Annotated in this window: 10 protein-coding genes; 7 read left to right on the top strand and 3 right to left on the bottom strand. The window is 60.1% G+C overall.

All coding sequences use genetic code 11. The features are described 5' to 3' along the window. Positions 1-15: 15 nt before the first annotated feature. Complete coding sequence (locus DFR24_RS11085) at positions 16-453, top strand: helix-turn-helix domain-containing protein (RefSeq protein WP_133881319.1); 438 nt, start codon at positions 16-18, stop codon at positions 451-453. A 636-nt stretch (positions 454-1,089) separates the two neighbouring features. On the opposite strand, the gene DFR24_RS11080 is transcribed toward DFR24_RS11085, so the two are convergent. Beyond that, on the bottom strand, positions 1,090-5,175 hold the full coding sequence (locus tag DFR24_RS11080; RefSeq protein ID WP_133881318.1) for a tape measure protein: 4,086 nt from the start codon (positions 5,173-5,175) through the stop codon (positions 1,090-1,092). A 181-nt stretch (positions 5,176-5,356) separates the two neighbouring features. Here DFR24_RS11080 and DFR24_RS11075 point away from each other — a divergent pair, with 181 nt between their 5' ends. From DFR24_RS11075 to DFR24_RS11055, 5 genes are all read left to right on the top strand, one after another. Further along, positions 5,357-5,590, top strand: a complete 234-nt coding sequence (locus DFR24_RS11075; protein ID WP_133881317.1) for a DNA-binding protein — start codon at positions 5,357-5,359, stop codon at positions 5,588-5,590. A gap of 112 nt (positions 5,591-5,702) precedes the next feature. Next, positions 5,703-6,116 (top strand): hypothetical protein, encoded by a 414-nt coding sequence (locus DFR24_RS11070; RefSeq protein ID WP_133881316.1) that lies wholly within the window; start codon positions 5,703-5,705, stop codon positions 6,114-6,116. A gap of 9 nt (positions 6,117-6,125) precedes the next feature. Further along, positions 6,126-6,455 (top strand): hypothetical protein, encoded by a 330-nt coding sequence (locus DFR24_RS11065; RefSeq protein ID WP_133881315.1) that lies wholly within the window; start codon positions 6,126-6,128, stop codon positions 6,453-6,455. A gap of 1 nt (position 6,456) precedes the next feature. After that, positions 6,457-8,769, top strand: coding sequence for a phage/plasmid primase, P4 family (locus DFR24_RS11060; protein ID WP_133881314.1), 2,313 nt, complete (start codon positions 6,457-6,459; stop codon positions 8,767-8,769). Positions 8,770-8,945: 176 nt separating this feature from the next. Then, on the top strand, positions 8,946-9,647 hold the full coding sequence (locus DFR24_RS11055) for a hypothetical protein (RefSeq protein WP_133881313.1): 702 nt from the start codon (positions 8,946-8,948) through the stop codon (positions 9,645-9,647). A 193-nt stretch (positions 9,648-9,840) separates the two neighbouring features. Here the strand turns inward: DFR24_RS11055 and DFR24_RS11050 are convergent, their stop codons facing one another. Both DFR24_RS11050 and DFR24_RS11045 read right to left on the bottom strand, forming a co-directional pair. Beyond that, complete coding sequence (locus DFR24_RS11050; protein ID WP_133881312.1) at positions 9,841-14,196, bottom strand: NACHT domain-containing protein; 4,356 nt, start codon at positions 14,194-14,196, stop codon at positions 9,841-9,843. 43 nt (positions 14,197-14,239) lie between these two features. Beyond that, on the bottom strand, positions 14,240-14,767 hold the full coding sequence (locus DFR24_RS11045) for a hypothetical protein (RefSeq protein ID WP_133881311.1): 528 nt from the start codon (positions 14,765-14,767) through the stop codon (positions 14,240-14,242). Positions 14,768-14,945: 178 nt separating this feature from the next. Here DFR24_RS11045 and DFR24_RS25340 point away from each other — a divergent pair, with 178 nt between their 5' ends. Beyond that, positions 14,946-15,386, top strand: a complete 441-nt coding sequence (locus DFR24_RS25340; protein ID WP_133881310.1) for an HNH endonuclease — start codon at positions 14,946-14,948, stop codon at positions 15,384-15,386. The last annotated feature ends 220 nt before the right edge of the window (positions 15,387-15,606 follow it).

Here is a 15,606-nt window from a genome sequence, read left to right as displayed (position 1 = left end):
TATACGATTTTTCACATGGAGCAAGTAACGAAAGTTGCGGAACTTAGCGAAAAGAAACTTTCCGAAAAATGGGGAGTGGCGATAAATCCTGGTTTCGTGGCGATCCCCAACATGCTCCTGATGCACCAAGGTCGGATCGGACTCACCGATGGTGAGCTGGTTACCTTGCAGCACCTTCTGATGGCGTGGTGGCGCGGGGACGAGCGGCCGTTCGTCCGGCCGGAGACCATCGCGAAGCGAACAGGGGCAAGTCCCCGCACCGTTCAACGGCACGTCAGGTCGCTGGAGGGGCTAGGGCTGATCCGGCGCATCAACGCCACGCGGCGCGAGCCGGTGAAGTACGACTTGGGTGGAACGCTGGCGAAGCTGACGGCACTGGCGAAGGCGAATCCGCCGAAGCCGGCATCAGACACAGTTCAAGAGGAGCTGCACCAAACAGAAGCCCCCTTCTAAGAGGGGGCGCGGAATCGAGAAGTCCTGTCGATACCTTCACTCGTGGCCCGGCAAGGCCCAGGTCGGCTTCCATCCCCGATCTGGATAGGCGAACGAAGGTCACTGCGAGTACGGGCCGGCTTCCAACCCCGGTACCGCTCGCAGGCAGGCCATTATCCGCTTGGATGCAGTTGTCGTGAACCCACCCTGTCAGGTGTTTTCGGCCGCCGGTAGCCCAGGGGTAGAGGGGGGAACGCCGCGGTCGTGCTTATCGTTTTGGCGTCTCGAACTTTTGACCAATTTTCATCCGCATCAATCCTCGTTGACAGTTGCCATCGGATCACTCCATTCTTCCGACAGGCCCCAATCGGCGGCCTCAGTAGCGACAACAATGGATTCAAGGAGTTACGCTGGATTTCGTCGATTGCCGATGCGGCATTTCACGTTTCCCGCTCTCTCCGCCATTTTGAAATAGACGCCCCTGTTTAAGCAGGGGTTTTCTATTTTTACGGCCGCCTTCCCGCGAGTTAACCCTCAATTCTGAAATGAGGTGCGGCCGTTCCTTCCAAAATATTTTCGTCTCGCTCCTGAAAGTGCTGTCGACCCGGGCCAACTGCGCAAATCCGCGTGCTGGCGCCTCAGTGTCGACGGTGTAGCTCACGCGAGCACTTGCTTGAACGCGCTGCGATTCGCCCGGACGATGTTGAGGATCGCCTTCGTGCCAGACGGCGCTGCCAAGCCCGCCTGCGTTACCGACTCGCTGTCGATGTAGTTCGCGACCTGAATGTTCTGCGGCGATCCGCTCGAGCCGCCGTTTAGCGGGTTGCGCGGGTCGCCCTTGGACATGACGTACTCGTCTTTCTGCAGCACGGCCGGCACTTCGTCTGCGCGCAGCCCCACGACGCCACCGTTGTGATACCGGGTCGCGTTCTTGAACCACCGCGGATCGACGAGCGTGGGCGTACCGCTGCCGGCGGGGCCGCCGCTATGCAGCTTCCCGATGATGCTGATGATGCTGCCGAGCGTGCTGCCGTCGCCCGCAGCCGCGCCGGTCGCCCGCAGGGTGGCGAGAGCGAGCTGCAGGAGCGTCGCCCGAGCGATCGCTAGGCCGATGTCGATCAGCAATTGGCTGAAGAACTGTTTCGCGGCTGCACCGACCGACCGGAAGACATCGCCGAACGATCGAACGCCCCGCAGCAGGCCGCCGATCGACTCGGCCACGGTGCGGAAGCCGGCGAGCAGGCGGTCCGCCAGGTTCTGTCCCGCCGCGTTCAGCAGCTCCTCGCGCAGGTGCTCGACCTCCGTCCGGATCTCGATGACCCGCTGCTTCGTTTCCGCGCCCTCCTCGCCCCCGATGGACTCGGCCAAGGCCAGCGCCTTCTCGATAGAGGCGTCGATCTGAGGGTCTAGCGTCGCAAGCTGCGCACGCAACTGGTCGAGCGTCTCGGTCGAGACCTTCAGCCCAGCGCCGTTCGCGTCCGCAATGGACCGGACCAGCGCCCGACGTCGCTCCAGTAGCCGGTTCACCTCGCGCTCGGCCGCGACGAGATCCTTCTCGTTGAAGTCGTTCGCCGCGGTCTGCTTGGCGCGGTTGCGCGCCTCGTTGACCTTGCCGATCAGCGCGTCGATCTGCGCAGAGAACTCGGGCAGCTTCGCCTTCACGAGCGCATCGCGCAGCACGTTCAGCTCGCGAATCTTCTCGTCCGACGCGGCATCGATCAGCGCCGTGGTGCGCTCGAACGACTTCTCTTCAGCCTCGGCGATGTCCTTACCGATGCCGGCGGCCTGCTCGGCGAACTGTTCCTTCAGGCGTAGCTGCAGGGCGGCCAGGGCCTTCGCCGCTGCCGCCGCTTTCTTGGCCGCCTTGTCTGCATCCTTGTCGGGGATCTTCAGCGCGTCCGCAGCTTCTTCGAGCGCCTTGAACTGCGCCTCCAGCCCGTTCTTCAGCGCGTTGCTGCCCGCTAGTGCCGCGTTGACGCCATCCTCGGCCACGCCCGGCAGCTTCGCCGCCTTGGCCTGAGCGTCGGTGATCGACTTGTCGAGCGCGGCGATCTGCGTACGGAGGTCGGCCGCGTTGTCCTGAAGCGCAGGCAGTGCCGCGGCCTGGTCGCGGGCGATCATCGTCCCGCCCTCACCGCGAGCCCGCTGCGACGCCAGCGACTTCTCACTGGCCGCGATCTTCCGGTCCAGGTCGGCCAGGGTGAGCGCCAGCGCGTCTCGCGCCTTCTGTGCCTCCTCGATCGCCGGGTCAAGCACTTCCTTGGTCTTGGCAGACGACAGGGTCTCGACCAGGCTCAAGCTGCCGGTGATCGCCTCGTCGAGCTGCTTCTGCGCCTGCTCCTTGGCGTCGCGGTCGAACTTGAACTTGATCGCGATGACGATGCCCGTCGCCGCCAGGCCGATCAGGATGCCCAGCGGCCCGCTCAGGAGCGCCGCCAGCGCCACGCCGGCACCGCGGACGGCCGTGACGAGCCCGCCGACGCCAAGCGCCTTGGACAGAACCGCGATGCCGCCACCCGCGGCTGCGATGGCCTGGACGAAGGTGATGACGCCGGACAGCGCCTTGGCGCCGAACACGATGCCCAGCGTGATGCCGACCGTCTTGGCGTTGTCGGCCAGGAACAACAGCGCCTTGCCGGCGGCCGCGAAAGCCGAGCTGAGGTTGCGCGCGAAGGTGCGACCGTCGTCGCTCTTCACGAACGCGGTGAAGCGAGCGATCAGCTTCTCCAGTTCCTCGCGGAACGGACCTTCGAGGAACGCGACGCGCAGGTCGAACAGACCGTTGCCGAGGCGCTGGATATTCGAGTCGAGCGTCTTGGTCGCCGCCGGGAGCTGGTCGGCAACGATGTTCTTGTACTCGCGTGCGAACAGCAGCAGGAAGTCGGACGAGACCTTGCCGCTCTCCAGCAGCTTGTCCAGCTCGGCCGGCGTCTTGCCGATCGCCGTCGCGAGCACGTTGAACGCGCCGCTGAGACGATCGCCGAGCTGGCCGCGGAGTTCTTCGGCCTGGACCTTGGACTTCGACAGGATCTGCTCGAGCGCACGGAACACGCCGGCCGTCTCATCGGTGTTCAGGCGGAAGACTTTCGAGGTCTCGGCGAACGCCTCGAAGATGTAGCGCGTCTCCTCGGCGCTGACGTTCGCGCCCTTGGCGGCGATGGCGAATTTCGAGTAGCCGTTCGCCAGCGACACGAAATTGGTACCCAGGCGCTCAGACTCTTTGCGCAGGTACTCGTATTCCTTGGCCGCCGCGGCCGCGTCGTTGCCCGTGACGACGAGCAGGCGGTTCTGCACGCCGGCCTTCGTGTTCACGTCCTCGATCGACTTCTGCACGAGGTTGATCGCGCCGAACACACCGACGTACGCGCCAGCCAGGGCGAGCAACTGACCGCGCACGCGCTGGTACAGGCTCAGGGCCGAGCGTTGCAGCTCGAAGCCGTTCTGCAGTGCCTCGTTCTGCCGGCGCTGCGCGCCTGTCGCCTTGTCGATCGCGCCCGCGGACTGCTTGCGGGTTTCGTTGAGCCGGCGTTCGATCTCGTCGGCCCGGCGATTGATCTCGATGACGCGCAGGTCCGCCTCGGCTCGCAGCTTCTGCGCGCGTGCCAGCCGCTCGGCCTTCTCGGTCGGCGTGTCGAACTGGTTCGCCGATCCCTTCGAGAAGGTCTCGACCGCCTGCTGGAGTCGCGCTTGGCGCTCGGCCTGCGCGGTGATGCGCTGCTGGATCTCGACCTGCCGGCGCAGGACTTCCGTCTTTTCAGCCTGGCGGCGACTCGTGGCTTCGGCCAGGGCCGCTTCGCGGTCTTCGTTCTCGATCAGCGCCCGGAAGACCGTCACCGACTCGGCGAGCTTCTGACGGCGCCGATCGGCCTCGTCGGTGAGCGCACGCTGCCGCTCGATCTGCTTGCGCGCTGCGTCCTCCTCGACAGCCGCCCGCCGTTTGATCTCGGCGGTGAGCGCAGCCTGATCGTCGCGGTTGAACTGCGCGACGAAGGCGTCCGCTGATGCGCGAGCGTTGCCCTGCTTGCCGCCAGCATCGAAGCCGGCGATGGCGTTATAGCGCTCCTGCGCGATGATGCGCCGCTTGATGGCGGCTTCCTCGTCAGCCGCTCGGCGCTTGATCTCGGCCGCGACCTCCTTCGACCCGGCTAGGCGCTTGGCCTCAACCTCGACAACCTCGCGCTGCGCGTCGACCAGTCGGCCAGCGGCTTCGCGAGTGGTATCGATGGCGGCAGACACGCGTGCCTGCTGCGCAGCGATGCGCGCCTCGCTGTCCGCCAGATCCTTGGCCGACAACCCGACCTGCTCGAGCGCAACGCCAAGCTGGGTCAGCTTCTCGCCGCCCTTGCTGATGGACGCCTGCGTACGCTCGATGTCGCGACCGAGCTTGGCGTACTCGGTCTGCAGCTTCTTGGTCGGTTTCTCGGTCGCCTCGATCTCGGCCTTCGCCTTGGCCTGTCTTTCCACGAGAGTCGACAACCTCTGGTTGAGATCGTCGACAGCCGTCTGCTGCTTTTTGTAGCCGTCGATCTTCCCCTGAAGTTTGTTCAGGTCGTCGGTGATCTTGAGCAGTTCACGCGCTTGATCAGCCAGTTCCTTCTGCGACTTCTGCGCAAGTTCGCTCGACGACGCCAACGCCTTCTGCGATTCGACGAGCGCGTCGAGTTCGCCGGCAAGACCCTTGAGGGTTTTGCTGGCCTCGTTCTTCGCTCGTATCAGCAGCTCGACTTCATTGGGGGTGCTCATTTCGGTGCTCGTCCGTGTGCGGTGGAACCAACTATCCGCGAAGAAATAGTGGAGTGCACGAACAATTAATTAACGGATAAACCGAGACTGTTCGTTAATTAAAGTTGGATAAGTGAGCTTGCATTATTTTCCGAAAGTGCAGCAGGGTATGGGTGTATTCACTGACAAACCCGAGAAGCCCATGACGAACACCGCCGCTGCCGTCGCAAAGTCTGAGACCGAGGTCAAGTCGCGAAGGCTCGTACCGATTCAAAAGGTCCGCGAAAGTGTCGGAACCACGTCGATGACGACCATCTACCGCCTGCTGCGCGCAGGAGAACTTGGTCCGCTGATCAAGCAGGGGCGCCGTAGCTTTGTGCTCGAAGACGCGGTCCATCGCTATATCGACAGGCTGGTATCAGCGCAATGCGGATAGCGCCCAAAGAAAAACCCCGCCGGGATGGGTGGACCCGACGGGGTTTTTTTTTGATGCGGCGTTATCTGCCACCGCATCGCACCGCTTTCTCTACCACTTTGGAGCATCGAGATTGAAAACTAGCAATGCCAAACGGCCCGTGCAAGGGCACCCCGTTCCTATTGAACCCGATCTTTGGCTACCGCAGCTTCTTGTGCTCGCGAAAGGTGAACGCCCGCGAACGCTGGTGGGCACCAGTGAACAACAAGCAATCGAATTCGCCGACCAGCGACGCAGCGGGAAAAAAGTTTTCGTTGTCCTGCCGGCATGTCGTCCCAGAGACGCGAACCGCGCGGCACGCCGTGCAGAGCGGGGATTCGCGTGGGGCGCTGAATTGCCTGCGAGCTGCATCGTTTTGTTCGGGCCGACGCCTGGTCCATGTCGATTCGAGGCCACCGCCAAAGGTTGGCGGATCGGATGGGAGAAGCCGCAGCGCTGCTCTATCGCGACGCTCGACACAAGCGGCATCGACGCACCTCAGCGCTGAGGCGACCGAATGCTCATCGAAAGAGGTTTGTCCCTCGAAGACGGACAGGTCAGCAAGGTCCCGATCGAGGTTCTGCTGCCCACGGTCATCGCTAACGGGGCAAGGGAAATCTACTGCGTGCACTCCACGGCAGCGTGGGCAACAAGTGTCCGAGAGGCAAAGGTCCCGAATCCCGGCGTGCTCTTGCTGTTCGAGGGCATCCCGGTACCTGACGTAAAGCTCGTTGACGGTGTCCACGTCTGCACCTGGTCGTCTTCAATTCGAGTCGAGGAGTTCGACGTCGACTTTCTTCTCGGCATGTTGCGCGCGCTCAACCCGCGCGCTGGCGGGATGAACTGAGATGGCGGACGGATCTTCAGTCGCCAGCGCCCCAGCGATCGACATCAGCGAAGCCCGACGCTTTCTCACCTGGCTCGATCCGTTCGAGGACCGGTTCACTTTCCAGGTCTTCGACGACTCAGAAGCAAAGCGGCCAGAGCTGGCTCGCGTGCTCCACGGAACGCTCGAGCAGAACGCGGGCGAACTGACCGCGCTGAATGCCTGTGGGGCGGGAATCTTCGTCACTGTCAACGAAACGACGCTGTCGGGTAAGCGATCGAACGAGAACGTCCGCGCGGTGCGCTGTGTCTTCGCGGACCTCGACGGGACGCCGCTAACAGACGCGCTGTCGCGCTCGAAGATTGAACCTCACTGCGTCGTCGACTCGTCACCCGGCAAGGCGCATCTGTACTGGCATGCCTGCGGCGTCGAGCTTGGTCAGTTCAAGCCGCTACAAAAGGCCATCGCCGCGCGCCTAGGGGGTGACGAGAGCGTCAACGATCTTGTTCGAGTGATGAGGCTTCCGGGCTTCAATCATCGCAAGGGCACGCCGTTCGCGGTCCGCATCCGAGAAGTGACGGACGACATTGGTGCTGAATGCAGCATCGACGAGCTGGTCGCCGCATTTGAGCCTTCGTTCCCTCAGACCGACGTTGTAAGTCGACTAGCGCGGGCTCCCGTGGCACCTACGGAGCCTGTCGTCATCGACGTAGGGCGCCATGAAGACGCGGTGACCTTCTCGTTCCGCCTCGCGCAAACGATCGTGGCGACCGGGGCAGACCCGAGTAGCGGCGTCGCGACAATCGAAGCGGAGTCCGAGCGCGGGCGATGGTCGCGAGATGTTCTGCCGGAAGCGATCCGTGCATACGAGAGCGCGGTTGTGAGGATCCAGTCCGGTGCGCTGCCGAGAAGCAAGACGCCGACCGGATTAGGGCTGGATTGGCCGCCGGCACGGGATGAGCCCGTTCCGGCATCTCTAACGAGCGACCACGCAAATTCCGAGAGACTCTTCCGATCGTTCGGGCCGAATTTTGTTCACGTCGAGGGGATTGGCGACTACGTCTTCGACGAAGACGCCAATGGATGGCGACACGATCCTGCCACCGTTAGGTGCATCGCGTCGGGCATCGGGCGACTAGTGTTGCGAGAGGCTGAACAGGCGGCGAAAGAGGCGAGCGAAACAGAGGACAAAGATCGACGCGCGAGCCTGATGGAGCGAGCCGAAAGCCTCGCGAGATGGAGCCGCAACTCGGAGATGGCAGTGCGAATGCGCGAGGCTCTTGACGGCTTGCGCTACCGCATCTCGGTAAAAGCCGATCGACTTGATCGAGATCCTGAGTTACTCGGGACGCCTGGAGGCGCGGTGGATCTTCGGACGGGCTCCCGCAGGCCGGTAATGCGCTCCGATCTCATAACGCGCCGTACGGCCGTTGCATTCGATCCTGCTGCGACGTGCCCTATTTGGGAGGCGACGTTGCGCAGGATCTTTCGGAGCAACCCGGAGTTCTTCGAGTTCTTCGGACGGTTGGCCGGCTACGCCATCTCAGGACATACGCGTGAACAGAAGCTCTTCGTTGCGTACGGGCCGGGCGGCAATGGCAAGTCAACGGTATTTGAGGTGCTCGCCGACGTGATGGGCGACTACGCCGCGCCCGCCGCGCCAGGGATGCTTATGCAGCGCAAGAACGAGGCGCATCCGGCTGAGATGGCTGATCTATTCGGTAGACGTCTCGTATTCGCATCCGAATCGGGGCAAGGCGGATATCTCGAAGAGACCCGCGCAAAGCTTTTGACTGGCGGCGACTCGATCAAGGCGCGGCGACTCTACGGTGACTTCTTCACCTATGAGCCGTCGCACACATTGGTGCTTCTTACGAATCATCGGCCGCGAATCCGGGGCAACGACGAAGGAATCTGGCGGCGAATCTGCCTAGTGCCGTTCGCCGAACGCATTCCCGAAGAGGAACGGGACTTCGCCTTGAGGGAAAAGCTACGCGCCGAGTACCCCGGAATTCTGGCATGGGCTATCCGTGGCGCGGCGGAATATCTCCGGGACGGCTTGCGAGTGCCGGAGACCGTCAGAGACGCCACGAAGGATTACCGGGATGAATCGGACCCGATCGGGCGCTTCATCTCCGAAATGTGCGTGCTGGATCCGGCCGCATATATCAGTAGCGCTGCTCTGTACGAGGCCTTTGACTCTTGGCGCGTCACGTCAGGCGATGGCTACGTATCTCGGCCGCGCTTCGCTGACGGTCTTACCTCCAGGCAGATAAAGGCGACGCGCACTACTGGCGAGCGCGGTTGGCTAGGGCTTTCACTCGGCTTCGTATGACGCCATGACGGGATATGACGGCTGAAATGAAAAGCTGCCCATTGAAGCTCTCTTAGAGGACTTTTCAGAAAGTCCGTCATATCCCGTCATAGCGTCATTGATGCCTGTTTTCTTTTTTTGTCTGTATCTGATGCGCGGGCAGATGCGGACTCCAATGGACCCGCGAGGAGATTGAAATGAAGACTGATGACGTGGCAAAGGCAGTATCGTCGGCAAAGGCAGATAGCGCAGCGAAGGTGACGACGGCCGAGCGGATGGGTAAAGAGGTGGACGCAGACCCGGAAGTGCGCGAAGCAAAAGCGGTCGCGCTCGCCGATCGGGAAGCTGCTCGACGGGCGAAAGTGCACTTCGACGCATGCCTGGAGAGAAGGCGGCTACTCGGCGAGCAATTGGAGGCGGCCAAGAGCGAGTGCACGGAGCTGGAGCATGCATCCGCGTCGGCACTGGCGGATGTCTCTCGATCAGATTGGATGGAGATCGGCGAGAAATTCAAAACCGCGCACAAGAGCGCTGAAGAGCGCGCGAGCATGCTGACGACTGCGAAGGCGGAGATCGACACTCGCACCAAAGCTGCGGACATCGCCAACAGCACCGCGTGGTCCATCCAGATGGAGTCGGATCGACGTCTCCGCAAGGCCGTCGACAGCGCTACGCAGCGCGCCTTCGTCGGTTTGGTCAGCGACGCCGTGACACTCCTGTGGGGCGCGGCAAGGGCCGCCGACAGCGCGACACGCGGTAATGACCACTCCCGTGCAAAGCGGGTCAGCCGCCTTGCAGAGGTCCTGTTTCCCACCGAAGGACTGACGGACGAAGGCGAGGCCGCTGTGTCCACCTGGCTGCGGTCGATCTACGGGACCGACGGCGGCACTCCCGCGTGAACTATTCCGGGCGGGAGGGAATAAATACCCCTCTCGTCCGCAATATTAATGAAGCGCTGCAAGCGGGAATATAAGGGGTGGGGAGGGAAAAGGTACCCCTGGCGCCGGAACGAATGCCGCGGGCGCGCTGAGTCGCCCCCTGCCAAAATAAATGGCCGAATTTTTCCGATCCCACCGCTACTCAGCGCGCAGGTTAAGCGCTTCGGTTAGGGGTCAAATTCGATACAGAGCGAGATCGTTTTCGCTTAAGAGTGCCCGACTTCGAGCGCAGTGATAAGTCGACACCGATGATCTTTATCTCCTCGATGTGAGGAAGTCCCGCGGAAAGTTCCTCCCACCTCGTTTGCAGCGCTGAGAGTAAGCCCCTGAAGTCGACGGTACCGCCGCCCCTGCTTGTGGGTAGTTCCCAGCGCCCCAGATAATCGAGCAGTAGATACACACCGCAGCCGGAGTGGTAGTCCCTCAGATAATCGCCGCAGAGCTGATTCTCAAGACGCTCGAATAACTGGGGGCCGGTCCATTTGTGAGCGAGTTTGACCTCGACGGGAACAGGGGCGTCAAAACCAACGCCGTGCCACCGGATATCCGGCCGCCTTCCGTCGGCAAGCTCGTCCTCTTGAGTAACGCTATATCGGCCGTTAGACGTCAACCGAAGAAGATTGCCGACGTACTTTCGCACCTCAGGTTCGTCCTTCGCATTCGCAAGCAGCGCAGCGTTGCTGCTATCTCCATTTTCAAGATCATCCTTGAGATCGTGTAGTCGAAGAGTTGCTAAATCGAATAGCTCTCTATGATTGGCGGGTGTTCGAGTCTGTGCACAGTGAAAGTCGTAGACTTGTTTTTCCGACCAAGCAGTTAGGTCTGAGTCCTGCACTGCTCTATCTCGCGCGATGGCTCGGACCCAATACCTGTAGCTAAGATCTGGATGCGCCCGTGAGATCTCATCCAACGCGAGGAACGATTCTTTCCCTCGGATTGGGCGGAGCATCTGCAACAAGTTCTCACGCGCGTGGCGCGCCTCGTCTCTCGCGGTCGGAGTGTAAGCGCCACCTCTCGAACGATCGATATCTCCGGATAAAGGTATGTACGCGTGGGCCAACAGATATAGAGTGCGCAGGCATGCTGGTTGACGGAACGCGCCCCTGATTCGCGACGGCCGCTCGTACCTTCCGCCCGTTAGATGGCAGAGAAAGGCGGTGAAGAAATCAGCGGCTTCGGTCGAAGCAGATAGACCCGCCAGTGTGGACTTCAATTCCGCTATCGCACACACGGGTTGAACGCCTGCCCATACTGCAAACCAAAGAGGGCGTCCTGCGGCGCCACCCAGCGCCGTCGCTTTCATTGACGCCAGTTCAGCGAGTTGATCGTCCGAAATATCGGAACCCTGCACAATGCTCAAGGCGGACTCAAGGGTCTGTAAGCTCCGAACGCTCGTGTTTCGGAGAATCGCCAGCAGCGGACCGGCTATGTCGTTCCAAAGCCAGCTGCCAGACCACAAGATGTCGTCTACGACGTAATGACTCGGATGCGGGTCGACGCTTGTCTCCAGGTCGTATTGCACTTCGTTTATTACAGCGGGGAGTACGGTGCTGTAGTGACGCTCGTAAAGTGAGCGGAACCACGGAGGGAATCCATTCAACTCATGCATCGCAAACCGAAAAGCGGTGTCTGCTTCTAGGTCCGACCATCGGTCCACCGCAGAAACGTCCTCGCTTGCTTCGATCTGCAATCCTGTAAGTCCGAAGATTGTAGATTCCGGAGTCGAATTAGCCGGCGCGCCTTCAGACTTTAACTGTGGCTTGTGTCGCCGCCAGAAATACATCGCACCGTCCCTAAAAGCGGTCGCCACCTCAAGTCCGAATTCTTCTACAAGCGCGAGCCAATTGCCGCTGCACCAGAGACCGCTGCTGTTTTTGTCGTCGGCTCGTAGCTGATGCAGAAGATAGTGTTGCGACTTAGACATCGCACGAGGATCTTTGAAGCCCGGATTGCGAATAGCCTCACAGTGAAGCCGCAAGAACGCCTTTGCTGCTTCTCTGTCCTTCTCCTCCTTCTTGCGTCGGGAATCCGCGTCTCGCATAAATCGCGAATTCATCCTTCGCAGCCTCAGTGACGTCGCCGACATTCGTGGAGGAGACATCAGATTTCTAAGGATGATCTCCAGGTCAGGAGATCCGCGAACGGCTTTGGTAAGCGCGGTTCTATTCTTGCGTTGTCTTCCGCCTCTAACGTAAAGGGAAAAAGATAGCGTCAGCGCAATTTTCTTGTCGTCAACGTCGGGCGCGGCGTAAATCGCATTCAATGCCTCATCAAATTGCTCAGGACGGAACTGAATGTACGTGTGCCACGCGACTACCGGCCAGAAATCTTCGAGAGATTTCCCTTGCTGTTTTTCTCTTTGACGCTCTTTTCTGACGGCGTTCCAAAATAGAGGAAATGTAAGTTCCGGCCTCGCAATAACTGCTTCTTTTACTCTATCGATAGTCTCGCTCCAGCCGATCGTTTTATCTTGACGTGCCAGCGGAAGCTTGTTGAGGAGCGTCAAGATGTGATCAGGAAATTCTGCTGTTCCTTCATTTGAAATCAGGCGATGCAAGGCAATGGCGGCCGGCTTAAGGAGCCATCCGTGTGGCTTAGATATATCGTCGTGTGTATCAACATCTAGAAGCGGTGTCGCGAGGAAAGAGTTGAGCGCTACCGCAAAGCGGAGCAAGCGTGTGGCCGACACCTTCTTTGCGTAATTGCATATGGATTCTTTCAATGATTCTGCGCTGAATGATTGATATTCATCGGCTTTCGCAGTGCAACGTAGGATCCAGTCCAGAACATCGTCGGTATCGGGGGCTGATTCAAGCAACGCGGCAAATATGTCTCTGCTTAGGCTCGCCGACTCAATTTCGAATTTAGATCTCAGTTCTGAAAGGGCTCGCGTTGCGTTGACGGCGCGCAATGCGCGTATTGCGTAGACGCGAGTTCCCGCACTTCTGTCGACGTTCAGTGCTACCGCGGTTACATCTTCGGTCGCGTCAACTAGTCGTCCCTGCCAGACCATCCGAAGTAAAAACACGAGCGCGTTATCGTCTGACGTACTCGCCATCAACGCGCGTATTTCGGGATAGAGGTCTGGCGCGGCGAAACGCTGTATCGCGTTGAGATCGTAGTCGGTGGGATACGTTTCTCCATTTGATGTTCGCAGCACCGCTTCGCTTAGAATTTTCTGCCGAGTTTCGATGTGAAGGCAGCTCGGATCGCCACCCGATAAAAGTAGCGTGGGGTCTATCACACGCGCTTTCTGCTGAATTCCCGCATCAAGAATCGCTAGCCAGGGCAGAACCGGGCGAAGCATAGGCGGAACGACTTCGATGCCATATTGGTTCCGGAAAAACAGTTGCTCGATGGCGCGTCGCGACGTATTACGCTTGAGCAGTAGTGAAAACCATTCGGCTGTTAGGTATTCGCGGACCATTCGATGGTGAAACCGCACAGCACCGTAGATCTCTTCATCGAAAATCGGACGCTGGAGCAGCGTCAAGATCTCCTTAGTGCTCCAATCAGGTAGAACGCGGTCAATCTGAAGTCCCCGAAATGATTTGGCGCTCTCAGGTTCGGGAACGCCTATGATCTGGGTGTTCGAAAGCGTGCACGCGGCGGCAATAAGTGTGACGCCTTCCATGATTTTTTGAGGCGACAAGGCGCTGTGGGTTGCGCGGTCGAGATCTCGCTCAACGAGTCGAGTCTCAATGCTATTGCGCACTAGCTCTACGCGACTTCCGACGCGGCTGTGCGCCGTCCAGAACCCGAGCAAGTCCTCCAAATCCAAAGGCCTTGCTGTGAAGGAAAAAGCGTCGGCGCGTGTAATTTCTTCCAAGAAGGCATCGACGTCCCTCTCGCCTTTCGACTCTGCGAAGAGCCGCACTTGGTCACTGGATAGATCGTCGAGCGCGACGACGAGGAAGGGTGACACTTTGACCTCGCGAGATATTGAACGTGACTGCGACGAGTTCGCGGTCGGCTCGGTTTCAATGTTCTCTCGAAGCGAGCTTGGCGCGGGGAAATGCCCCGCGCACAGAGCGAGGTCGGCAACGGGTCGCCAGGCTGAAATTCGGCCGGTCAGCACGATGTGAACGCGATGCATCGCAGTTTTGAGCCTATTTCCCAAAACCTTTACCGCACGTTCAAAATCCGATGGATCTCGGAGGCGAGATTCATCAATTGAGTCAAGGAGGAGCCATCCTTCGTCGGCTGAGCGGAGCCAGGACTCGAAGTCTTCTAGGGTGCCCTCTTCGAACGACAACTCGAAAGACCGAGATATTTCTTCCAACCGCATAAAAAATGCTGATTTTCCGGACGCCCGTAGCCGCTTGGCGGCGTGACGAATCTCCTCCGTTTTGCCGGACCCTGCCTCGGATAACAGCACAACCCTAGGTCGTTTGAAGATTTCGTCCCAAGTTATGGGCAGGCCCTTGGAACTAAGCCCACCAGTTCCGTCGGGGGACGGGTCGACATCGGCGACCAGTTCATGGAACGTTCGAGATAGATCTACAAACATTGCAGGTCGTTATGGGGTCGATGTAAGTGAGGAGGCTTCTAGACTAAAAGATCTCGTCCTTAATCGTGGCCTCTCGATACAGCTGGTCCAAGGCCTCAAGCGATCGCCACACGCCTTCATCTGATGCCCGTGCCATCCAATAGGGGGCGGAAGGCGTCTCCGCGGGGAACAGATCCTCTTGCATCCACCTTCGGACCTTGAACTCGTCCTGCCACACCATCATCGCCGCCCGGCTGACTGTGTCGAGCCGCAAGTTCGCCGAGCAGGTGAGGTGGCGTTCCTTGAAGGACTTCTCGAGCGTCCCGTGCCGCCAGGTGTCGTACTCCGGAACCCCTGGCGTGTAGAAGCTTTCTGCTAGGAAGCTTGTCGCCTCCAGGACTCGATTAATCGTGAGGACGGCCCGGCGCTGCAGCGCTACACGCTCTGCTGCCGTTCGGGGTCGCCGCTCTGCAATCTCGTCGCGTAGGCTTGACAGTTCGTGCCGGAGGAAATGGACGCCGAGATTTGGGTCGAGAGGGTGGGGTGCGCCGTGCATTGAGATACTGTAAATGTGTACAGTAGTGACGGGCAACGGCTTATTCCTGCCAAGGCGTAGCTCAGACCGTTCGCTGCGGCTTGCCCTGAACGCTCGCGTGCTCTAACTTCCGAAATGTCGTCGGCGGTAGCCGCGTACATCCCGCCGCAGTGGCGCTAGCCCGCGGTTCCGCGATGCTCGCTAGAGCAGACGGTTGCTGTTAACCGGTCTGTGTATGTCGTCGCTTCAAACGCTCCGCAACAGAGCGGCCGTTCGTCAAGACTTCCTCTGTTACTACTGCGGCGCCGCGATGTGGCTCGGCGATCCAGGCGCGTATTGCGTGCGGTTTGGCATCTCGCCAAAGCGGGCTCTGCGGTTCCAATGCACCGCCGAGCACTTGGTCGCGCGACAGGATAACGGAGGGGACGAGGAGGACAACATTGTCGCGGCTTGCCGGCATTGCAACTGGCAGCGCCATTGGCCTCGGTTGCCAACTCACAAGGCCGCCTCTCCTCTTCAGTTTCGTGAACAGGTGCAAGCGGAGGTCGCCCAAAGGCGGTGGCATCCGAAGTGGGCTTGGAAAGCAGGGATCATGGCCCAGCGTCAAGGACGCTCATCCGGGTTTCGAATGGAAAAGCTGTTAGTCGACGAACAAATCCAGATGCAACTCGACTAATACCCCGTCCGGGCCAATTCGAAGGGAGGCAAGGTGGCGGGTGCATAGCCAATCAATCGCGTCGCGTAACGTAACGCCAGCCTCCCGGAGCCCGCGGACCGGTCGACCAGCGGTGTCTGCAAGTCCATAGCATCCGTGGCGGCTCGGCATCTCGGTACCTAGTGTCTCGATGTCCGATCGCGAGTGGCCGTCCGCAATCATCAGAGCACGTCTAAACAGC

The organism is Panacagrimonas perspica (assembly GCF_004364935.1).
Classification (GTDB): domain Bacteria; phylum Pseudomonadota; class Gammaproteobacteria; order Nevskiales; family Nevskiaceae; genus Panacagrimonas; species Panacagrimonas perspica.
This window is presented reverse-complemented; position numbering and strand designations above follow the sequence as displayed.